The 19774-nt window shown below is 72.5% G+C and carries 20 protein-coding genes; 14 read left to right on the forward strand and 6 right to left on the reverse strand.

Annotated features, from left to right (window positions below; translation table 11 throughout):
• Position 1: 1 nt before the first annotated feature.
• Together ACQEVU_RS40050 and ACQEVU_RS40055 are read left to right on the forward strand one after the other, a co-directional pair.
• Entirely contained in the window at positions 2–421 is a 420-nt protein-coding gene (locus ACQEVU_RS40050) for a thioesterase family protein (RefSeq protein ID WP_433333137.1), read from the forward strand.
• Positions 418–1212 (forward strand): MBL fold metallo-hydrolase, encoded by a 795-nt coding sequence (locus ACQEVU_RS40055; protein ID WP_433333139.1) that lies wholly within the window; start codon positions 418–420, stop codon positions 1210–1212. The genes ACQEVU_RS40050 and ACQEVU_RS40055 overlap by 4 nt, the downstream gene beginning before the upstream one ends.
• 22 nt (positions 1213–1234) lie before the next feature.
• Here the strand turns inward: ACQEVU_RS40055 and ACQEVU_RS40060 are convergent, their stop codons facing one another.
• Together ACQEVU_RS40060 and ACQEVU_RS40065 are read right to left on the reverse strand one after the other, a co-directional pair.
• The gene (locus ACQEVU_RS40060) at positions 1235–3277 is read right to left on the reverse strand and encodes a catalase (RefSeq protein ID WP_433333141.1); all 2043 of its coding nucleotides are present in this window, start codon (positions 3275–3277) and stop codon (positions 1235–1237) included.
• Between the two features lie 29 nt (positions 3278–3306).
• A complete protein-coding gene (locus tag ACQEVU_RS40065; protein WP_433333143.1) occupies positions 3307–3903 on the reverse strand; it encodes a TetR/AcrR family transcriptional regulator in 597 nt (198 codons plus the stop codon).
• Between the two features lie 145 nt (positions 3904–4048).
• Here ACQEVU_RS40065 and ACQEVU_RS40070 point away from each other — a divergent pair, with 145 nt between their 5' ends.
• A complete protein-coding gene (locus tag ACQEVU_RS40070) occupies positions 4049–5101 on the forward strand; it encodes an alpha/beta fold hydrolase (RefSeq protein ID WP_433333145.1) in 1053 nt (350 codons plus the stop codon).
• A 132-nt stretch (positions 5102–5233) separates the two neighbouring features.
• Here ACQEVU_RS40070 and ACQEVU_RS40075 read toward each other — a convergent pair whose 3' ends face one another.
• Both ACQEVU_RS40075 and ACQEVU_RS40080 read right to left on the reverse strand, forming a co-directional pair.
• Positions 5234–6487, reverse strand: a complete 1254-nt coding sequence (locus ACQEVU_RS40075; RefSeq protein WP_433333147.1) for a Gfo/Idh/MocA family protein — start codon at positions 6485–6487, stop codon at positions 5234–5236.
• An 82-nt stretch (positions 6488–6569) separates the two neighbouring features.
• Positions 6570–7349, reverse strand: a complete 780-nt coding sequence (locus ACQEVU_RS40080) for a DeoR/GlpR family DNA-binding transcription regulator (protein ID WP_433333149.1) — start codon at positions 7347–7349, stop codon at positions 6570–6572.
• A 118-nt stretch (positions 7350–7467) separates the two neighbouring features.
• Between ACQEVU_RS40080 and ACQEVU_RS40085 the strand changes: the two genes are divergently transcribed.
• The 5 genes from ACQEVU_RS40085 to ACQEVU_RS40105 all read left to right on the forward strand — a co-directional run bounded on the left by ACQEVU_RS40085 (position 7468) and on the right by ACQEVU_RS40105 (position 12857).
• On the forward strand, positions 7468–8775 hold the full coding sequence (locus tag ACQEVU_RS40085) for an alpha-glucosidase/alpha-galactosidase (RefSeq protein WP_433333151.1): 1308 nt from the start codon (positions 7468–7470) through the stop codon (positions 8773–8775).
• A gap of 76 nt (positions 8776–8851) precedes the next feature.
• Complete coding sequence (locus ACQEVU_RS40090) at positions 8852–9742, forward strand: SIS domain-containing protein (RefSeq protein ID WP_433333153.1); 891 nt, start codon at positions 8852–8854, stop codon at positions 9740–9742.
• A gap of 57 nt (positions 9743–9799) precedes the next feature.
• A complete protein-coding gene (locus ACQEVU_RS40095; protein WP_433333155.1) occupies positions 9800–11101 on the forward strand; it encodes an ABC transporter substrate-binding protein in 1302 nt (433 codons plus the stop codon).
• Positions 11098–12033: a carbohydrate ABC transporter permease gene (locus ACQEVU_RS40100; RefSeq protein WP_433333157.1), complete on the forward strand. Its 936-nt coding sequence runs from the start codon at positions 11098–11100 to the stop codon at positions 12031–12033. Before ACQEVU_RS40095 ends, ACQEVU_RS40100 begins: the two co-directional genes overlap by 4 nt.
• The gene (locus ACQEVU_RS40105) at positions 12033–12857 is read left to right on the forward strand and encodes a carbohydrate ABC transporter permease (protein ID WP_433333159.1); all 825 of its coding nucleotides are present in this window, start codon (positions 12033–12035) and stop codon (positions 12855–12857) included. Before ACQEVU_RS40100 ends, ACQEVU_RS40105 begins: the two co-directional genes overlap by 1 nt.
• Here the strand turns inward: ACQEVU_RS40105 and ACQEVU_RS40110 are convergent.
• Positions 12838–13758 (reverse strand): carbohydrate kinase family protein, encoded by a 921-nt coding sequence (locus tag ACQEVU_RS40110; RefSeq protein WP_433333161.1) that lies wholly within the window; start codon positions 13756–13758, stop codon positions 12838–12840. The two genes, ACQEVU_RS40105 and ACQEVU_RS40110, sit on opposite strands and share 20 nt — an antisense overlap.
• A 233-nt stretch (positions 13759–13991) precedes the next feature.
• On the opposite strand from ACQEVU_RS40110, the gene ACQEVU_RS40115 reads away from it, so the two are divergent.
• The 4 genes from ACQEVU_RS40115 (at position 13992) to ACQEVU_RS40130 (ending at position 17175) form a co-directional block, all read left to right on the forward strand.
• Positions 13992–14810 (forward strand): endo alpha-1,4 polygalactosaminidase, encoded by an 819-nt coding sequence (locus ACQEVU_RS40115; RefSeq protein WP_433333163.1) that lies wholly within the window; start codon positions 13992–13994, stop codon positions 14808–14810.
• Between the two features lie 22 nt (positions 14811–14832).
• Positions 14833–15810: a 1-phosphofructokinase family hexose kinase gene (locus tag ACQEVU_RS40120; protein WP_433333165.1), complete on the forward strand. Its 978-nt coding sequence runs from the start codon at positions 14833–14835 to the stop codon at positions 15808–15810.
• Between the two features lie 138 nt (positions 15811–15948).
• Positions 15949–16788 (forward strand): class II fructose-bisphosphate aldolase, encoded by an 840-nt coding sequence (locus ACQEVU_RS40125; protein ID WP_433333167.1) that lies wholly within the window; start codon positions 15949–15951, stop codon positions 16786–16788.
• A 132-nt stretch (positions 16789–16920) separates the two neighbouring features.
• Entirely contained in the window at positions 16921–17175 is a 255-nt protein-coding gene (locus tag ACQEVU_RS40130; RefSeq protein ID WP_433333169.1) for a hypothetical protein, read from the forward strand.
• Positions 17176–17265: 90 nt separating this feature from the next.
• Here the strand turns inward: ACQEVU_RS40130 and ACQEVU_RS40135 are convergent, their stop codons facing one another.
• Entirely contained in the window at positions 17266–17628 is a 363-nt protein-coding gene (locus ACQEVU_RS40135) for a hypothetical protein (protein WP_433333171.1), read from the reverse strand.
• Positions 17629–18209: 581 nt separating this feature from the next.
• Here ACQEVU_RS40135 and ACQEVU_RS40140 point away from each other — a divergent pair.
• Positions 18210–18701, forward strand: a complete 492-nt coding sequence (locus ACQEVU_RS40140) for a hypothetical protein (RefSeq protein WP_433333173.1) — start codon at positions 18210–18212, stop codon at positions 18699–18701.
• Positions 18702–18761: 60 nt separating this feature from the next.
• On the forward strand, positions 18762–19727 hold the full coding sequence (locus ACQEVU_RS40145; RefSeq protein WP_433333175.1) for a helix-turn-helix domain-containing protein: 966 nt from the start codon (positions 18762–18764) through the stop codon (positions 19725–19727).
• The last annotated feature ends 47 nt before the right edge of the window (positions 19728–19774 follow it).

Consider the following 19774-nt stretch of genomic DNA (forward strand, 5'->3'; position numbering starts at 1 on the left):
TATGCAGCCGAGCGAGCGCCCAACGGTCGATGCGGCACCCTGGGTCGGGGCCGTCACCCGCGTCGAGCTGACGGTCACCGACGCCGATACCGCCCAGGCGCTCGGCTCGGGCGACGTGCCCGTGCTGGCCACGCCGCGCGTGCTCGCCCTGGCCGAGGCCGCGACGGTCGGCGCGACCGCGAGCCGGCTGCCGCCCGGTTTCACCACCGTCGGCACCCGCATCGAGCTCGAGCACCGCGGCGCGACGCCGATCGGCGGCCGGGTCGTCGCCGAGGCCCGCCTGGCCAAGACCGACGGGCGCAAGCTGGTGTTCGAGATCCTGGTCAAGGAGGGCGGCCGGGTGGTCGCCGAGGGCCGCGTCGAGCGGGTGATCGTCGAGCGGGCCCGGTTCCTGGCCAAGGCCATGGAGGACCGCTCATGACACACCTGCGCGAGATCGCCGCCGGGGTGCACGTGCTGCGCCAGCCCGTCCTCGACGTCAACGCCACCCTCGTCGTCGGCGGGGAGGCGGCGCTGGTCGTCGACACGCTGTCCACCGTCGGCCAGGCCCAGGAGCTCCTGGCCGCGGTACGCCGGGTGACGCCGCTGCCCCTCGCCGTCGTCAACACCCATCACCACTTCGACCACGTCTTCGGCAACGCCGTCTTCGCCGCCGGCGGCGCGCCGATCTGGGGCCACGAGGAGGCGGCGGCCCTGATCGTCCCGGCGCTGCGCGACCGGGCGGCCGCCGAGTGGCCGGACCTCGACTTCGAGGGCGTCATCCCGACGCCGCCCGACCGGCTCGTGCGGACCGTCGCGACGGCGGAGCTCGGCGACCGGGTCGTGCAGCTGCGGCACTTCGGCCGCGGGCACTCCATCGGCGACCTCGTCGCCGTCGTGCCGGACGCCGACGTGATCGTGGCCGGCGACCTGGTCGAGCAGGGCGGCCCGCCGCAGTTCGAGGACGCGTACCCGCTCGAGTGGCCCGACACGGTGGCCGCGCTGATGACGCTGCTGTCGCCGCAGTCGCAGGTCGTTCCGGGCCACGGCGCCGTGGTGGACGCCCGTTTCGTGGCCTCCCAGCATGCCCAGCTGGCCGCCCTGGCGTGGCTGATCCGCGAGGGCGACCAGGACGGCGCCCCGGCCGAGCGGGTGGCCGAGAAGTCGCCGTTCCCGTCGGACATCTCGCTGCCGGCCGTGCGGCGCGGCTACCGCCAGCTCAACTCGATCTAGGACCGATCGACCAAGGCACGACCTAGGCGGGGATGCCGGCCACGTCCCGGTCGAAGTTGCGGTGGGCGGCCAGGGCCGTCAGCAGCGTGCGCGGGAAGCCGGGCGTGAACTCGTCCTCGACGATGAGCGCCGGATCGGCGTCCGCGGTCGTGAGCGGGATCTGGGCGCGCTGCAGCACGCCGAGGCCGGTGCCGAACGCGCCGACCGGCTTGCCGTGCTTGTACGCCTCGGCGGCGAAGTGGACGGCGACCCCGTCGGCGGACAGGTCGGCCCGGGCGCTCGGGACGACGACGGCGTCGTAGAGGACCGACGCGGTGGTGCTCATGGCGCGGTCGACCTCCATCGGTACCCCGTCCGAGGTCGTCACGGTCCCGTCCACGACGGCGAGCAGGTCCACGGTCGCGCCCGCCGCGGTGCACTCGTCGCGCAGCAGCGCCACCACGCGGGCGTCGGCCCCGTCGGCGAGGAGCACCGCGACCCGGCGGGTGCGCGGCGACCCGGCGCCGTCGCGCGGCGCCTGCGACAGCGCCTCGGAGCGGCGGCCGTGGTTGTCCGCCGACTTGACCGGCTCCTCGACGCCGATGCCGCGCGCGACGGACACGGCGAGGTCGTGGTCGATGCGGTTGAGGTGCTCGACGGCGCGGACCCGGATCGCCATCTGGGTGACCTTGCCGAGCTCGAAGCGGTACGCGGCGATGATGTGCTCCTGCTCCCAGGGCGCCATGCTGTTCCAGAACAGGGTCGCCTGCCAGTAGTGCTCGGCGAAGGTCTCGCTGCGCTTGCGCTCCTTCGGGCCCTCGACGCGCTCCGGGTACGTCACGAAGCCGCCGCCCGGGTGCAGGGCCGCCGTCGAGTTCGGCGAGTAGTTGGCCCGGCCGGTCGGCACGACGTCCTGGTGCAGGCCGTCCTGCTGGTGGTTGCGCACCGGGGTGAGCGGCCGGTTGATCGGCAGCTGCGCGAAGTTGGGGCCGCCGAGGCGGGTGAGCTGGGTGTCGAGGTACGAGAACAGGCGCGCCTGCAGCAGCGGGTCGTCGGTGAAGTCGATCCCGGGAACGGTGTTGCCGACGCAGAAGGCGACCTGCTCCGTCTCGGCGAAGAAGTTGTCGGGGTTGCGGTCCAGCGTGAGCCGCCCGACCGGGGTGATGGGGACGACCTCCTCGGGGATGAGCTTCGTCGGGTCGAGGATGTCGACGTCCTCGAGGTCGAAGACGCGCTCCTGCGGGATGAGCTGCAGGCCGAGCTCCCAGGAGGGGTTTTCGCCGGCCTCGATCGCCTCCCACAGGTCGCGGCGGTTGAAGTCCGGGTCGCGCCCGGAGATCAGCTGCGCCTCGTCGAACACCAGCGAGTGCGTGCCGAGCGCGGGCGTCCAGTGGAACTTCACGAACGTGCCGTGCCCGCGCCTGTCGACGAGCCGGAACGTGTGCACCCCGAAGCCCTGCATCATCCGGTAGCTGCGCGGCAGCGCCCGGTCGGACATGAGCCAGATGAGGTGGTGCATGGTCTCGGGCTGCAGCGTGACGAAGTCCCAGAACGCGTCGTGCGCGGAGGCGGCCTGCGGCATCTCGTGGTGCGGCTCGGGCTTGAGCGCGTGCACGAGGTCCGGGAACTTGATCCCGTCCTGGATGAAGAAGACCGGCATGTTGTTGCCGACGAGGTCGAAGTTGCCCTGCCGCGTGTAGAACTTCACGGCGAAGCCGCGCACGTCCCGGGGCGTGTCGGTCGACCCGCGGGACCCCTGCACGGTCGAGAACCGCACGAACACGGGCGTGCGCGCGTCCGGATCGGTGAGGAAGTCCGCGGTCGTGTAGTCGTCCAGGGGTTCGTACACCTGGAAGTACCCGTGCGCCCCGGCCCCCCGCGCGTGCACGACCCGCTCCGGGATCCGCTCGTGGTCGAAGCGCATGAGCTTCTCGCGCAGGTGGAAGTCCTCGAGCAAGGTCGGCCCGCGTGCGCCCGCCCGCAGCGAGTTGTCGGTGTCGTCGACCGGGATCCCCTGGTCGGTGGTCAGCGCCCCGTCACCGAACGGGCGCCTGCTCGCGGCGATCTGCCGGTCCTTGGACGTCATACCCGGTTGGCTACCACTGGCGAGGCGACTTACACCTGGCGAGCGACTTGTTCGCCCCACATGCGGCGGCTCAGCGTGTGCAGCGCGAACGCGAGGTCGCGGCCGCTCATGGCGCGCTCGGGGGCCACCAGATGCTGGACCACGACGCCGGCCAGCAGGGCCTGGTAGAGGCCGCCGACCGTCCGGGCCACCTTCGGCTCGGCCGCCGGGTCGATCCCGTGGAACAGCGTGGCCAGCGCGGCCTCGGCCTCCCCCTGGGCGGCCGCCCACGGGGACTGGGGACTCGCCTGCCGGCCGAGGACCGTGACGAGCTCGAACTGTGTCGTCCACAGCGAGCGGTTGGCGGCGACCGACGCGATGACCCGGTCCCAGATCGCGACGAAGCGCTCCTGCGGGTCCGCCACGTCCGGGCCGCCGGTCAGCGCCCGCTCCAGCTCGGCGCCCCACTCGTCCAGCGCCCGGCGCAGCGCCTCGTCGAGCAGCGCGTCCGTCGTCCTGAAGTGGTAGTTGATCGCGGCCAGGCTCACGCCGGCCGCGGCGGCGATGTCGCGCGCGGTCGTGGCCGCGTAGCCCTTCTCCAGCAGGCACTGCAGCGCGCCGTCGAGGAGCTTCTCCCGGTTACCCATGGCCCGATCCTAGCGTCTGAGACATCCGTCCGTCTAAGACGCAAGTCTTGAAATTCCGTCTTGTACAAATGTCTCAGACTTGTGTACCGTGAGCTGCGTCGGGCCGGACGGGCCGACCACCGAAGCAGTTGCCGGGGAGGCCCACATGTCCGCGCTCATCGCTACCGCCGTCACCGCCGCCGCCGTCGCCGCCGTGGGGGGTGCGCCGCCGGCCTACCGGGCCGCGCGGCAGCGCCGCCGGGCCGCCGAGGCCCGCATCGACTCGCCCAACGGCGTCGTCGAGGGGCGCTACGTCACCATCGGCGGCGTCGAGCAGTGGCTGCAGATCCGCGGTGAGGACCGCGACAACCCGGTACTACTGGTGGTGCACGGCGGCCCCGGCTCGCCCTACTCGGTGTTCACCCCCGTCCTGCGGGAGTGGGAGCGGCACTTCACCGTCGTGCACTGGGACCGGCGCGGGGCCGGGCGGACGTTGCGGCGCAACGGGTTCCGCCCGGAGGAGATGACGTTCGAGCGGATGGCCGAGGACGGCATCGAGGTCGCCGAGCACCTGCGCGCCCACTTCGGCCAGGACCGGATCCTGCTGATGGCCGGCTCGATGGGCACGATGGTCGGGCTGCCCATGGTGCGGCGCCGGCCCGACCTGTTCTGCGCCTACGTCGGCACCGACTTCTACGTGAACATGGCCGAGAACGAGCGCCGCGGCCGGCTCGACACCATCGAGCGGCTGCGGGCGGCCGGCAACCGCAAGGGCGTCGCCGCGCTCGAGGCCCTCGACGCCGACCCGCGCACCTGGGACGTCAAGGCCTGGGGCACCCGCATGCAGTGGTCGATGAGCACCGACCCGACGACCGGCAACACCGCGCTCAAGCGGCTGTTCTCGCTGCTGCTGACCAAGCCCGACTACTCGCTCGGCGATGTCAGCGCCTGGCTCAAGGGGTTCAACAAGACCCGCGACACGATGTTCGAGCAGTTCATGCAGTTCGACGCGCGGGCCCTCGGGCTGACCTACGAGGTCCCGTTCTACCTGTTCCAGGGGGCCGCCGACGTCGTGACGCTGACCGGGCCGGCCGTCGAGTTCTTCGGCGAGGTGCGGGCGCCGGCGAAGGAGCTCGTCCTCATCGAGGACGCCAGCCACTTCTGCGCGTTCAGCCAGCCGGCGGCGTTCCTCGACGCGCTGCGCCGGGTCCGCTGCTAGGACCGCGGCACGACGGTGGCGGGCCCGCTGCTAGGGCCGCGGCACGACGGTGGCGGGCCCGCTGCTAGGGCCGCGGCACGACGGTGGCGGGCCCGCCGCTAGGGCCGCGGCACGACGGTGCCGGGTCCGCCGCTACGGCAGCGACACGACGGTGCCGGTGCGGCGGGCCTCCTCCGCCGCCCACACCACCCGGTGACCGTCCAGGCTGGTCGTGACGTCCGAGCGCAGCCACGCCGGATCGCCGGTCGCCACCGCCGAGACGAAGGCGTCGACCAGGGCCGCGTCCCCGTCGGAGTGATCCGCCGACGGGGACGCGGCCACGTCGGTGGTCGTGTCCTCGCCGGTGCGGAAGTCGACCAGGCGCACCCGGGCGCCGTCGCCGTCGATGTAGCCGTGCGTGCCGAACAGGCGCGTCTTGCGCTGCTCCGCCGGGGTGAACGCCGTCATGGTGAACGAGATCGTCGCGCCGTCGGCCAGCTCCATCGACACCACCTGGTGGTCGACGACGTCGTTGTCGCAGTCGTAGACGCAGCGGCCGTAGGGGCCGGTGCGCAGCGCCTCGACCACCGCGGCGGGATCGGCGTGCCGGGTGAGCACCGACACCGGCCACGGCGCCGGGTCGGTGGGCGCGCGGCCGGCGATCTCCCCGAGGTACAACCGCGGGGCCGAATAGGCGCAGCCGGGCTCGAGCGAGCAGTCCAGGCACCGGCTCGCGGCGCCGGGCGGGCGCTCCTCGGCCCGGAAGTGCGCCAGGCCGCCGAACGAGCTGACCCGGCGCACCGGGCGGCCGGCCAGGTACAGCAGCCAGTCCACGTCGTGGCAGGACTTCGCGAGCAGCATCGGCGAGGAGTCCGCCGCGCGGCGCCAGTTGCCCCGCACGAACGAGTGCGCCTGGTGCCACCAGCCGACCGGCTCCAGGTGCTGCACGCTCACCAGCCGGCCGATCCGGCCCTCGTCGAGGAGCCGCTTGAGCAGCGTGGTGTAGGGGGTGTACCGCAGGACGTGGCACACCGCCGCGATGACCCCGGCCCGCAGTACCGCGTCCGCGATGCGGGTCGCCGACGGCTCGTCCGGCGCCATCGGCTTCTCGAGCAGCAGGTGGTACCCCCGGCCGGCCAGCAGCACGGCGGGGCCGGCGTGCAGCGAGTCCTGCGTGGCGACGATCGCGGCGTCGGCGACGCGCTCGCCGGCCCCCTCCAGCCGCGCCCAGTCGTCGAAGACCAGGGCGGGCGCGATGCCGAACTCCTCGGCGAACGACGCCCGGCGGGCCGGATCGGCCTCGGCGACGGCCACCACCCGCGCGCGACCGGACTGCTGGGCGAAGCGGGCGTAGCGGGTGCCGCGGTCGCCGGCCCCGACGACGAGCAGGCGCACGGGAGCGGTCATGCGGACACCTCCGCTGCGCTCCGGCGCCCGCATGACTTGAGACGTCCATGATGAGCGGCCACTCCGCTGCGCTCCGTACCGCTCATGACGCCACCACGACCTCGGTGCCGGCGGCGCGGATCGCCTCGACGGCGGCCGGGTCGGCGGTGGCGTCGGTGACGAGCACGGCCACGTCGGTGATGGCGCAGATGCCGGCCAGGCAGCTGCGGCCGACCTTCGAGCCGTCGGCGACGACCATCACCCGGTCGGCCCGGCGGATCATCGCCGCGTTGGTGTGTGCCTCGATGTCGTCGTGGGTGGTGAGGCCGCCGCGGGCGCTGATGCCGTCGACGCCGACGACGGCGACCTCCATGTTGAGCCCGGCGAGGGCCTGGTCGGCGATCGGGCCGACGAGCTCGTACGACTGGGTGCGCGACACGCCGCCGGTCATGATGAGCTTCATGCGGGGGCGCAGGGCGAGCTCGCCGGCGATGTTGAGCGCGTTGGTCACCACGGTGAGGTCGACCCGCTCGGCGAGCAGGCGCGCGAGGATCAGCGTCGTCGTGCCGCCGGTGAGGCCGAGCGTGAGCGGGCCCCGCGGGAGCAGCGCCGCGGCGCGCTTGGCGACGAGGACCTTCTCCTCGCGGTGCTGGCCGGCGCGGTACCGCACGGGCAGCTCGTAGGCGACGTCGACCGCGACGGCCCCGCCGTGGGTGCGCGAGAGCAGCCGCTGCTCCTCGAGCGCCTGCAGGTCGCGGCGGATCGTGGCGGCCGACACGTCGAACTCCTCGGCCAGGACCCCGGCGTCGACGGACCCGGTCCGCGACACCCGCTCGAGGATCGCCGACATCCGGTCGGCCCGGCGCAAGGTGCTCTCAGCCATGCAGGTCCCGTCGCCAATGTGGGGTCAATGATCAAACGCGCAGTGATGATAGTTCGTTTCCGCGCGAAAGGTCAAAGAACCTTGTGCGCTTCTGCGCCGCCTGCCGACAATCCGTGGCATGACTGTGATCACGTTCCTCGGCGCCGGAAGCGTCGTGTTCACCCGCGAGCTGCTCGCCGACCTGCTGTCCTTCGACGAGCTGCGCGACGTCACGCTCGCGCTGCACGACATCGACCCGGAGCGGCTGGAGACCGCCGAGGCGATCGCCCGCCGCACGGCCGAGCAGCTCGGCGCGGCACCGAAGATCACCACCAGCCTCGAGCGGCGGGCCGCCCTGGAGGGCGCCGGCTACGTCATCAACGCCATCCAGGTCGGCATGCACGCGGCGACCGTGCGCGACTTCGCGGTCCCGGCGAAGTACGGGCTGCGCCAGACGATCGGCGACACCGTCGGCGTCGGCGGCATCTTCCGGGCCCTGCGCACCTTCCCGGTGCTGGACGGCATCGCGGCCGACATGCGCGCGGTGTGCCCGGACGCGTGGCTGCTCAACTACACCAACCCGATGGCGATGAACGTGGCCTACCTGGCGGCGATCGCGCCCGGCCTCAACGCCGTCGGGCTGTGCCACTCCGTCTTCTGGACCGTGCACGACCTGTGCAAGCTCGTCGGCGTGCCCCTCGCCGAGGTCGACTACAGCGCCGCCGGCGTCAACCACCAGTCGTGGCTGCTGCGCTGGGAGCACGGCGGCGAGAGCCTCTACCCGCGCCTGGACGAGCGCATCGCGGCCGACCCTGAGCTGCGCCGGCGCGTGCGCATGGACATGTACCGCCGGCTGGGCTTCTTCCCGACCGAGACCAGCGAGCACTCCGCCGAGTACGTGCCGTGGTACCTCCACCACGACAGCGAGGTCGAGCGGCTGCGCATCCCGGTCGGCGAGTACGTGCGCATCAGCGAGGCCAACCTCGCCGACTACGCCGCCACCCGCGCCGCGGTCCTCGCCGGCGAGCCGCTGGACCTGCACCGGGAGGCGACCGAGTACGCGCCGCAGGTCATCCACAGCATGGAGACCGGCGTCATGCGCCGCATCCACGCCAACGTGGCCAACCGCGGCCTGGTCAGCAACCTGCCCGAGGGCTTCGCGGTCGAGGTGCCGTGCGTGGTCGACCGGCTCGGCGTGCGCCCCGAGCGGGTCGGCGCGCTGCCGCCGCAGTGCGCGGCGGTCAACCGCGGGTTCGTCAGCGCCGGCGAGCTGACCGTGCGGGCCGCGCTCGACGGCGACCCGCGGCTGGTCCGCCAGGCGGCGATGGTCGACCCGAACACGGCGGCCACGCTCACCGTCGAGCAGATCTGGGCGCTGTGCGACGAGCTGACCGCCGCGCACGGCGACCTGCTGCCGGACGCACTGCGCGGGCCGGTGAAGATCTAGGCAAACGCGCAGTCGAGAATGTTCACTTGCGCAGTGATCCTTGTGTACTGAAAGCAAACGCGCATAACGTTCGTGCATGAACGACACCGCGCACGAGATCGCCAGCCAGCCGGCCGTGTGGCAACGCGGGATCGCGCTGGCCGCCGAGGCCCGCGCCGCCCTCGCCGCCCCCGGGCAACGCACGCTGCTGCTGGGCTGCGGCACCTCGTGGTTCGTGGCCCAGAGCCTGGCCGAGCTGCGGGAGGCCGCCGGCTTCGGCGAGACCGACGCCGCCTGCGCCTCCGAGTTCGTGCCGCGCCGCCGCTACGACCGCGTCGTGGCGATCACCCGCTCGGGCACGTCGACCGAGGTCCTCGAAGCGCTGCGCCGCCTGCCCGCCGGGCCGGCCCGCGTCGCGGTCACCGCCACCCCCGGCGAGGCCGTCGAGGACCTCGTCGACACCCGGCTCCTGCTCGACTTCGCCGACGAGCGCAGCGTCGTGCAGACCCGCTTCCCGACCACCGTCCTGGCCATGGCCCGGGCCGCGTTCGGCGAGGACCTCGCGGGGCTGGCCGCCGACGGCGACGCGGCCCTCGCCGCGGCGCTGCCGGCCGACCCGGCCGCCGTGGACCACCTCGTGTTCCTCGGCACCGGCTGGACCGTCGGCCTCGCCCACGAGGCCGCGCTCAAGGCCCGCGAGGCCGCGCAGGCGTGGTCCGAGTCGTACCCCGCCATGGACTACCGGCACGGCCCGGTCGCCGTCGCCGGCCCGCGCAGCCTCGTCTGGTCCTTCGGCGCGGTCCCCGAGGCGCTCGACGACGCCGCCCGCGCCGCCGGCGCCCTCCCCTACCGCGACACCCTCGACCCCCTGGCGCAGCTGGTCCTGGCCCAGCGCTTCGCCGTCGCCCTGGCCGCCCACCGCGGCCTCGACCCCGACAACCCCCGCCTCCTCACGCGCTCGGTCATCCTCGCCGACCCGGTCGCGTAACAACCCCGCAGATCCCCGGAGCCCCTCCACATCCCCCAGTGAAGAGGTGCAGCGAAGATGAAGATCCGGTTGCTCGCGACCCTGACGACTGCCGCCCTGCTGCTCGGCGCGTGCGGCGGCGGCGGTTCGAAGACCCCCGCCGGCAAGGACGCGGCCGAGGGCTACGACCCGGCCGCCCCGGTCACCATCACCTGGTGGACCGGGCAGACCACCGAGGCCGAGAAGACCGCGGAGGACCTCGCCGCGCAGTACACCAAGGCCCACCCCAACGTCACCATCAAGACCTCGACCGGCGCGTCGACCACCGACGACCTGCTCACCAAGCTCTCCGCCGGGTTCACCGGCGGCAGCTACCCCGACGTGTCGTACGCGTACGGCAGCTGGGCCGGCGAGCTGGCCACCAGCGGCAAGACCCAGGACCTGGCCAAGTGGGTCGCCGACCCGTCGTTCGGGTGGAACGAGATCCCGGCGGCGGCCCGCGACACGGCGACGTACGAGGGCAAGGTCATCGGCGTTCCGGCGCTGGTCGACAACCTCGCCCTCATCTACAACAAGAAGCTCTTCGACGACGCGGGCCTGGCGTACCCGACGGACCAGTGGTCGTGGGACGACTTCCGGGCCGCGGCCAAGAAGCTGACGAACCCGGGCCGGAACGTGTACGGCTCCGCGTACTCGGTCTCCGGCAGCGAGGACACCACCTGGCACCTGTGGCCGATGCTGTGGCAGCGCGGCGGGAAGATCCTGGACGGCAAAAAACCGGCGTTCAACTCCGACGCCGGGGTCGCCGCCCTCGAGCTGCTGCGGGCCATGGCGGTCGACGACAAGTCGCTGTACCTCGACCAGACCGACGAGAAGTACGCCCCGCTGTTCAACGACGGCCACGTGGGCATGATGATGTCCGGCCCGTGGGCCCTGCTGGAGATCAAGGAGGCCGGGCTCGACTACGGCGTCGCGCAGCTGCCCGGGTACAACGGCGACCACCAGACGGTCTCCGGGCCCGACCTGTGGGTGCTGTTCGACCACGGCGACGCCAACCGCGCCGGCGCCTCGCGCGACTTCATCAAGTGGCTGACCAGCAAGGAGATCGACGCCAAGTGGAACCTCGCGATCGGTAACCTCCCGCTGCGCTCCAGCGAGCAGGGCACGCCCGAGTTCGCCGAGTACGTCAAGGAGTACCCCGGCGGCCAGAAGTTCTTCGAGAACCTCGCCAACGCCAAGCAGGCGCGCCCCACCCTCGCCGGCTACGAGGAGATGTCGCGCAATGTCGGCGACGCCATCTCCAAGGTGATGCAGGGGGCGGCCAAGCCGAAGGAGGCGCTGGACGAGGCGGCCAAGAAGTCGGCCGGGGCGCTGGAGTGACGCTCACGTTCGCGGCGCCGGCCCGCACCGCGACGCCGCCGGCCCGCCGGCCGCGCGGGCGCGGGCTGCGGCGCACGCTCACCGGGTGGGCCTTCGCCGGGCCGGCGACGCTGGTCGTGGTCGGGCTGTCGCTCTTCCCGGCCGTATGGGCGTTCTTCATCTCGCGCACGAAGTGGAACGGCATCGCCGAGCCGAGGGACATCGGCTGGGACAACTACCGGCGGCTGGCCGACGACCCGGACCTGGCCGCCGCCGCGCAGCACACGCTGCTGCTCACGGTGCTGTTCGTGCCCGGCTCGATCGCGCTGGGCCTGCTCATCGCGATCGCGCTGAACCAGCGGATCCGGCTCCTGGGCTTCTACCGCACGTGCATCTTCGTGCCGTACGTCGCCTCGGCGGCGGCCACCGGCATCCTCGCCGGCTACGTGTTCAACCCGCAGTTCGGCGCGGCGAACGACGCGCTGCGCCGGCTCGGGCTGCCCGCGCAGCAGTTCCTGGAGAACCCGCGGCAGGCGCTGCTGGTCGTGGTGCTCATCGCGCTGTGGGGCGAGGTGGGGTTCACCTCGGTGGTGTACCTCGCCGCGCTGCAGGACGTGCCGAAGGAGCTCATCGAGGCGGCCACCGTCGACGGGGCCGGGCGGTGGCGCATCCTGCGCAGCGTCACGTGGCCGCACCTGCGCCCGGTGACGCTGTTCGCCACGGTGTGGCAGAGCATCACCGCGCTGCAGCTGTTCGACCTCATCTACACCACGACCCGCGGCGGCCCGATGAACAGCACGCAGACCGTCGTCTACTACGTGTACGAGCTGGCCTTCCAGACGCGGCGGCTCGGCTACGGCGCGGCCGTGGCCTACGTGCTGTTCGCGGTGACGCTGGTCCTCACCGCGTTCGCGATCTGGCGGGGCCGGCGCGGCGGCGAGGAGGCCTTCTGATGCGCCGGCGAATGCTGCCGTTCAGCCCCTGGCACCTGCTGCTCATGCCCACGGCGCTGCTGTTCGTCCTGCCGCTGGTGCACATGGTGCTCACCTCGTTCATGACCGAACAGGAGATCAACCGGTTCCCGCCGCGGTTCCTGCCCAGCGGCCTGCACCTGGAGGGGTACCGCAAGCTCTTCGACGAGTCGCACATCCTGCTGTGGCTGGGCAACACCGTCGTCGTGTCGGCCGTGTCGGTCGTGTCGCACCTGGTGCTGTGCTCGGCGGCCGGCTACGGCTTCGCCCGGCTGCGCTTCGCCGGGCGGGGCCTGGCGTTCGCGGCGGTGCTGGCCACGGTCATGATCCCGATCCAGCTGCTGATGATTCCGACGTACCTCATGTTCGCCCGCCTCGGCATCGTCGACACCCTGGCGGCGGCGTTCGTGCCGTGGCTCGCGTCGGCCTTCGGCATCTTCCTGATGCGCCAGTTCTTCCTGACGCTGCCGGCGGAGCTGGAGGAGGCGGCCCGCATCGACGGCGCCGGCACGTGGCGCACGTTCGTGAGCATCGTGCTGCCGCTGGCCCGCCCGGCCCTGGCCACCCTGGCCGTGTTCACGCTGCTGTCGAGCTGGAACGACCTGCTGTGGCCGCTGGTCGCCATCAGCGACGACCGCCGGTACACCCTGCAGGTCGGCCTGGCCACGTTCCAGGGCATGCGGCGCACCCACTGGTCGCAGCTCATGGCCGGCAACGTGGTCGCGACGCTGCCGCTCGTCATCGCGTTCCTGGTCGCCCAGAAGCGGTTCATCGCCACAATGAGCCTCAGCGGGCTGAAGGGATGACCGCCTCGACCTCCGCGGCGCTCGCCTGGGCGGCGGTGCCGCCGGCCGCGCGCGTGCTGAGCGAGCCGGCCGCCGCGGCCCAGGCCACCGCGGCCGGCACGTCCCGGCCGCCGAGCCGGGCGGCCAGGAACCCGGCGTTGAAGCTGTCCCCGGCGCCGGTCGTGTCCACCACGTCGACGGCGAGCCCGGGCGCGGCGGTCTCGCCGCCCGGCCACCACGCGCGGCCACCGCGGGCGCCGTCCTTGAGCACGACCGTCGTGCCGAGGGCGACGAGCCCCTTGGCGGCCTCGTCCACGCCGGCGGCGCCGGTGACCGCGAGCAGCTCGGCGGCGTTGGGCAGGAACACGTCGGTCACGGCGAGGATCTCCTCCAGGCCCGTCCAGCGCCCGGACGGGTCCCAGTTGGTGTCCAGCGACGTGGTCAGGCCCTCGCTCCTCGCCCGCGCGAACACGCCGGCCAGTCCGGCCCGCAGGGCGGGCTGCAGGAACAGCGACGCCACGTGCACGTGCCGGGCGGCGCCGAGCAGCTCGCCGGTCACGTCCTCGGGGCGCAGCGCCGGGATGGTGCCGGGCAGCGTCAGGATCGCGCGGTCGCCGGGGGCGGAGAGGATGACGCTCAGGCCCGTCGGCGTGCCGTCACCGGCCCTGTCGAGCAGCTCGACGCCGCGCTCGGCCAGGCGCTCGCGGGTGAAGGCGCCGAAGACGTCCGGGCCGACGGCGGCCAGCAGGGCCGTGCGCAGCCCCAGGCGGGCGCAGCCGGCCGCGGTGATGGCCGCGGAGCCGCCGAGGACCAGGTCGGCGGCGTCGAGCAGCTGCTCCTCCTGCCCGAAGCGGGGCCGCACGTCGCCGCGCAGGACCAGGTCGGGGTTGGCGTCGCCGATCACGAGCACGTCGTACCGCATGCGTCCTCCCGGTCTTGATTGTTCGAGTGGACAGTATCAGTCGCGCGTTCGTGCGCGGGTTGCGAGTTTTCGCGCACAAACGACTATTGACAGCCGTCTCTTCGCGCAGTTGAATCCCTCGCAACGGTCGAGCCCAGCCGGTAGCGGAGCCTCTCCCAAGTCCGGCACACAGGTCGCCAGGGCGCTACGCGCCCGAGGCGGGGCAGATCCCGATACCCCTCGGAGTTCTCCCTGTGATTCCCGTCCTGCGCCGCATCGGCGTCCCGGTCGCGACGGCGCTTGCCGTCATCGGCCTCGGCACCATCACCCGCGCCGGCACCGCCGACGCCGCCACGTACACCCTGCCCCCGGCCAACGCGAAGTTCGACTACCAGATCGGCGCCGCGTACACGCCGCCCTCGGGGGTCACGGTGGTCAGCCGCGACCGGACCGCCAGCCCGGCGGCCGGCCTCTACAACATCTGCTACGTCAACGTGTTCCAGACGCAGCCCGACGAGATCGCCTGGTGGCAGGCGAACCACGACGACCTGCTGCTGCGCGACTCCGCGGGCAACTACGTGGTCGACGGCGACTGGGGCGAGAACCTCATCGACGTCTCGACCTCGGCGAAGCGCACGGCGGTGGCCGCGATCGTCAACGGCTGGATCGACGGCTGCGCGAGCAAGGGCTTCAAGGCGGTCGAGCCGGACAACATCGACTCGTACGAGCGCTCGCAGGGCCGGCTCACGAAGGCCAACGCGGTCGCGCTGCTGAAGCTGATCGCGCCGCACGCGCACGACAAGGGCCTCGCGATCGCCCAGAAGAACACGACCGACCTCGGCAGCGCCGGCAAGAGCGCCGGCCTGGACTTCGCGATCGCCGAGGAGTGCGGCCGGTACAACGAGTGCCCCGACTACACGGCGGTGTACGGCAACAACGTCATCGTCATCGAGTACACGAAGAGCGCATTCACGAAGGCCTGCAACGGCTTCGGCGCGTCGCTGTCCATCGTCCTGCGGGACCTCAACGTGACGGCGCCGGGCAGCGGCTCCTACAAGTACGACGCCTGCTAGTTCCCGCCCGCGGAGGTGCCGGGTGATCCTGACCGTCACGCTGAACCCGGCCCTCGACCTGACGTACGACGTCGACGAGCTCCGCCCGCACGCGACCCATCGCGTGCGGGCGGTGCACGAGCGCCCGGGCGGCAAGGGCCTGAACGTCGCTCGCGTGCTGCACGCCCAGGGCTCGCCCGTCCTCGCCACCGGCTTCCTCGGCGGCCCGGTCGGCGCGTCGGTGCAGGCCCTGGTCGACGCGGCCGGCCTGCCGTCGGCGTTCGTGCCGATCGCGTCCTCGACCCGCCGGACGGTCACGGTCGCCGACGCCGCGGACGCCACCGGCCTGTGGGAGCCCGGCCCGGTGGTCACCGCCCCCGAGTGGTCGGCGTTCCTGTCCCGTTACGGCGCCCTGCTCGCGGACGCCTCGGTGGTTGCCCTGTCGGGCTCGCTGCCGCGGGGCCTGCCCCCGTCGTCGTACGCGACCCTGATCCGCCTCGCTCGCGCCCGCGGCATCCCGACGGTGCTGGACACCAGCGGCGACGCCCTGCGCCTGGCCCTGCCCGCCCACCCCGACGTGATCAAGCCCAACGCCGCCGAGCTGGCCGAGATCGGACATGTTCGGATAAATGCGCTTAAAACGCTCACATCGGGCGCGGTCGTCGTGTCGCGCGGCGCGCTTGGGCTGCTCGCGGTGACGCCGGCGGGCTCGTGGCGGGCGGCGCCCCCGGCGGCGCTGGCCGGCAACCCGACCGGGGCGGGCGATGCGTGCGTCGCGGCCCTGGCCCGGGGCCTGCGCGACCGCACACCGTGGCCGGAGCTGCTCGCGGACGCCGTCGCCCTGTCGGCGGCCGCGGTGGCCGCCCCGGTCGCCGGCGCCGTCGACGAGGCCGTGTACCGCCGGCTACGGCCGCTGATCGCGGTGGAGCAGCACGATCCCGCGGCACTTGATCCCACCGCCGATCTTGCGCGCGATGCCGTCGGCGTCGAGGAGCACGACGATGCCGCCGCCGGCCGCTGAATCGGCCGCCCGGGCGGCGGGCCGTTGCCGGTCCGCGGCGAGGGCGGCGACCGCCGAAGCCGCCGCCCGGGCCTCGCGGCGCCGGCCCGGCGCATTGCCCGACGTTGACAGCGCAATCCGAGGAAGAGGAGCACGACCATGCTGACGCCGACCGGTGAGATCGTCGCCGAAGCCCGCCGCCGCGGGGTCGGGGTGGGCGCGTTCAACGTGATCACCGTCGAGCACGCGGAGGCGATCGTGACCGGCGCGGAGGCGGCCGGGTGCGCGGTGGTGCTGCAGATCAGCGAGAACGCGGTCCGCTTCCACCACGGGCGGCTCGGGCCGATCGCGGCGGCGGCGCGGTCGGTCGCGCAGCTCGCCGGGGTGCCCGTCGGGCTGCACCTGGACCACGTCGAGAGCGACGAGCTGTTCGACCAGGCGGCCGGCAACGGGTTCGGGTCGGCGATGTACGACGCGTCGCGGCTCGCGTACGACGACAACGTCGCGGCGACGGCGCAGGCCGCGCGGCGCGGGCACGCGTGCGGGCTGTGGGTGGAGAGCGAGCTCGGCGAGGTCGGGGGCAAGGACGGGGCGCACGCCGCCGGGGTGCGGACCGATCCGGGGGAGGCGGCGGCGTACGTCGCGGCGACCGGGGTCGACGCCCTGGCCGTGGCCGTGGGGTCGTCGCACGCGATGACGAGCCGGGTGGCGCGGCTGGACCACGAGCTCATCGCCCGGCTGCGGGCGGCGGTCGCGGTGCCGCTGGTGCTGCATGGGTCCTCCGGCGTGCCCGACGACGAGCTGCGCGCCGCCGTGCGGGGCGGGCTGGTGAAGATCAATATCGGGACGGCGCTCAACGTGGCGTTCACGGGGGCGATTCGCACCGCGATCTCCGCGAACGCGGGGCTCGTCGACCCGCGCAAGTACCTGCGCGAAGCCCGGAACGAGATGGCCGCAATGGTGACGCGAGCCCTACACACGGTGACACTGGCTGCCTGAATTGCCGCCCCGACCGGCCGCATAGCGTATATGCGTGATGCTGACATACAGCTATTGCTCAGTCATCAGTCATACGAATACGCTGACGGCACGCGAAGGTTCCTTCGTGTGTGCAGCCGGGAGGTTGGGATCATGTGGAACCCGTTCAGGAAGGCCTCGGCGCCGCGTACCGCGGCCATCGCACCCGTGCAGGAGGTTCGCTTCGGGCTCAACAGCTACGGCGCCCGGGCACTACAGCAGGCGAGTCGCTTCGGCGCGCTCAACCATGCCGATGTCGTCAACCGGGCGCTGCTGATGTACGCCGCGCTGCAGCGGATGACGGTGCCCGGCGACGCGAGCCTCAAAGTGGTCCGGGGCGACGACGAGCTATGGATCAACTTCATCTGACCGCCACGTCACGGCCATATGGATGCGGATTCCGGATGTCTTGCCTACATCCGGAATCCGCGGGTCGCGCGCATTCCACGGACATCCCGGTCAGAGGATATGGATGCGCTCCTTCTCCCCGTCGTTGTTGACCATCGTGATACTGCCGCCGCCCTGGTCGGCGAGCTTCTGCACGAGCTCGTAGACGAGCAGAGCCCGGTTGATGGCATCGGTCTTCGTGTCCCGGGTCGCCTCGCACGTGCGCTGTAGCGCCTCATACGCCTTCGGCGTCAGGTTGACCGTGACCCGGACCAGCCCGCCGCCACCACCCGCCATCTCGGTGTCTGGCGGCTGCGGATCCGCGGCCGGCGGGCGCCGCCGGGCCGTGGCCGCCGAGCGGCCGCGCGCGGCGGTCGCCGTCGCGTCCTCCGGCTGCACCGGGTCGAGTAGGTCGGCCGTCTCTGCCGGCTTCACATGGCTCTCCTCTCCCGCGAGGACATCGCACGCCGGGCCGGACCGCCCGGCGTGGCAGCTGCGGAGTCACTGCGCGGCCCGACCGTAGCCCCCGGATGGCCGGGTCGACGGGCCACCGGGCGGCCGGTGACTCCTTGAAGCGATGGTGACACACAACGTATGCCATTCGCATGCCTCATGTGCGCCACATCGCCCGAGGTTTCCCCGGAAGTGGGCGCCTCACGCATTCATTCATCATACATACCTTGTGCTGATTCCGGGCGGACTCGATCAACTTTCCGTACCGCTTGCCTGGGAACATAGCACCGCTTCGATAGCCGGAAGAGCATCGTCCGATGGGTTGAGCGCCGCGTCCGACGTCTCGAGATCACCAGACGGACGGCCGACAGCCCGAGCAGCGTACGTCGCGATCGAACCGGATCATGATCGCGCCATGATGCGCGTGGCGTACGACACTGGCACACACCAGGGCTGAACGATGCACGTACGCGGCGCTGGAGTAGGGTGTGGTGGCCACCAGACAGCGATGCTATGTTTTGCGACCTCGCAATTTGCAGGCCTGGCCCGAAGGGACCGCCCCCATGCCTCGTCCACGTCGCGCCACGAAGGTCGACGATCTGTCGGCGGAGTCGCCCGGTCCCCGGGCCGACGCCGCCGATGTCCGGCCGGTCGGCACCTTCTCACTCGCCTGGCGCCTGCTGGGCAACCGGTTCCAGGTGCGACTCGCCGGCGCGAGCGCCTCGTCGCTCAGCCACCTCGTCTTCATGGTCGGCGCGATGGTGCCGCCGTTCGCCGCGCTGCTGATCTGCCTGGCGGCCGGCGCCAGCACGACGGTCACGCTCGCCCTGTGCCTGCCGACCATGCTCGTCTCCGGGGCGTTCACGTGGCACGTGTACCGCGAGGCCCGCACCGCACACCACATCGAGCAGGGGCGCCGGAGGGCGGCGAACGCGCGCCGGGCCCGAGGCGCCGCCGGCCGGGACAAGCCCCGCCGCCCGCGCAGGCCCGGGTCGCCGAAGCGGCGCCGGCCGGGCGGGCCGGGGCAGGGCCACGACGGCCCGCGGCGTCACTGATCGCCGACGGCCGATGCGAAGATGGTTCCAATCGACGCTCACCCCACCGGGAATGCCCTGATGTCGCTGCCACAAGACGCACTGACGCCCGTTGAGCGCAGCCCGGCGTACGCGCGCCGGCGCCTGCGCGTCGAACTGCGCCGGCTGCGCGAGCGCCTGGGCCCGGCCTTGACCCAGCGCTCGGTCGGCGAGCGCCTCGGCTGGTCGCCGTCCAAGCTGATGCGCATCGAGAAGGGCCACGTGCGCGTCCGCCAGACCGACCTCGAGGCGTTGCTGCGCCTGTACGGCGTCGAGCACGACCCGCTCGCCGCCGAGCTGCTCGGGTGGCAGCGCCTGGGGCGCGGCCCAGCGTCGCACACCGCCAGCTACCGCGAGGTGCTGTCGAAGACCTTCGCGGACTACCTCGACGAGGAAGAGGCGGCCGCGACGATCCGCGCATATGAGCCGATGCTGATTCCGGGCCCGCTCCAGACGCCGGCGTATGCCCGCGCCGCCCTGCTGCGCTTCGCGCCGCTCGCCGCCGCCGCGGCCGCCGGTGCGGGGCGCGGCGACGGGGACGCGGCGCACATCCCGGCCGAGGCGATCGACCGGCGCGTCGAGGTGCGCCAGCTGCGCCAGCGGCTCCTGACCGAGCGGCGCGGGCTCAACGGCGTCTTCGTCGTCACCGAGGCCGCCCTGCGGCTGTGGGTCGGCAACGAACGCGGCAACCGTGAGCTGATGGTCGAGCAATTGGAACACCTGCGCGCCCTCAACCGCGATTACGACAACATCGACATCCACGTGATGCCGGAATCCGCGGGGCTGTTCAGCCCGCTCATGCTCTCGCCGTTCGTGGTGTTGGAATTCGACGACGGCGAACTACTGATGCTGCGCGAGACGCTGCCGGAGAGCGAGATGATTCGGGAGGACTCGGTGGAGGTGAGCACCGCCCGCGATGCGTTCGAGGACATGAAGGCGCTGGCCGCGCCGCCGGAGTCGCTCGACGCGTTTCTCGATGCCGCGATCGGACGCATCGCGCCGGCCTGACGACCCGGAATGCAATAACCGATCGTCCAGCATGCCTGTGCGAATGG

The sequence above is a fragment of the Dactylosporangium sp. CA-139066 genome (genome assembly GCF_050936175.1).
Classification (GTDB): Bacteria; Actinomycetota; Actinomycetes; order Mycobacteriales; family Micromonosporaceae; genus Dactylosporangium.

Bases quoted from the DNA above. Each gene is read 5' to 3' on its own strand.
- ACQEVU_RS40125 (WP_433333167.1), top strand. From the start codon at position 15,949: ATGCTGACGCCGACCGGTGAGATCGTCGCCGAAGCCCGCCGCCGCGGG.
- ACQEVU_RS40130 (WP_433333169.1), top strand. From the start codon at position 16,921: ATGTGGAACCCGTTCAGGAAGGCCTCGGCGCCGCGTACCGCGGCCATC.
- ACQEVU_RS40145 (WP_433333175.1), top strand. From the start codon at position 18,762: ATGTCGCTGCCACAAGACGCACTGACGCCCGTTGAGCGCAGCCCGGCG.
- ACQEVU_RS40095 (WP_433333155.1), top strand. From the start codon at position 9,800: ATGAAGATCCGGTTGCTCGCGACCCTGACGACTGCCGCCCTGCTGCTC.
- ACQEVU_RS40055 (WP_433333139.1), top strand. From the start codon at position 418: ATGACACACCTGCGCGAGATCGCCGCCGGGGTGCACGTGCTGCGCCAG.
- ACQEVU_RS40070 (WP_433333145.1), top strand. From the start codon at position 4,049: ATGTCCGCGCTCATCGCTACCGCCGTCACCGCCGCCGCCGTCGCCGCC.
- ACQEVU_RS40090 (WP_433333153.1), top strand. From the start codon at position 8,852: ATGAACGACACCGCGCACGAGATCGCCAGCCAGCCGGCCGTGTGGCAA.
- ACQEVU_RS40080 (WP_433333149.1), bottom strand. From the start codon at position 7,349: ATGGCTGAGAGCACCTTGCGCCGGGCCGACCGGATGTCGGCGATCCTC.
- ACQEVU_RS40105 (WP_433333159.1), top strand. From the start codon at position 12,033: ATGCGCCGGCGAATGCTGCCGTTCAGCCCCTGGCACCTGCTGCTCATG.
- ACQEVU_RS40140 (WP_433333173.1), top strand. From the start codon at position 18,210: ATGCCTCGTCCACGTCGCGCCACGAAGGTCGACGATCTGTCGGCGGAG.
- ACQEVU_RS40065 (WP_433333143.1), bottom strand. From the start codon at position 3,903: ATGGGTAACCGGGAGAAGCTCCTCGACGGCGCGCTGCAGTGCCTGCTG.
- ACQEVU_RS40060 (WP_433333141.1), bottom strand. From the start codon at position 3,277: ATGACGTCCAAGGACCGGCAGATCGCCGCGAGCAGGCGCCCGTTCGGT.
- ACQEVU_RS40085 (WP_433333151.1), top strand. From the start codon at position 7,468: ATGACTGTGATCACGTTCCTCGGCGCCGGAAGCGTCGTGTTCACCCGC.
- ACQEVU_RS40075 (WP_433333147.1), bottom strand. From the start codon at position 6,487: ATGACCGCTCCCGTGCGCCTGCTCGTCGTCGGGGCCGGCGACCGCGGC.
- ACQEVU_RS40050 (WP_433333137.1), top strand. From the start codon at position 2: ATGCAGCCGAGCGAGCGCCCAACGGTCGATGCGGCACCCTGGGTCGGG.
- ACQEVU_RS40110 (WP_433333161.1), bottom strand. From the start codon at position 13,758: ATGCGGTACGACGTGCTCGTGATCGGCGACGCCAACCCCGACCTGGTC.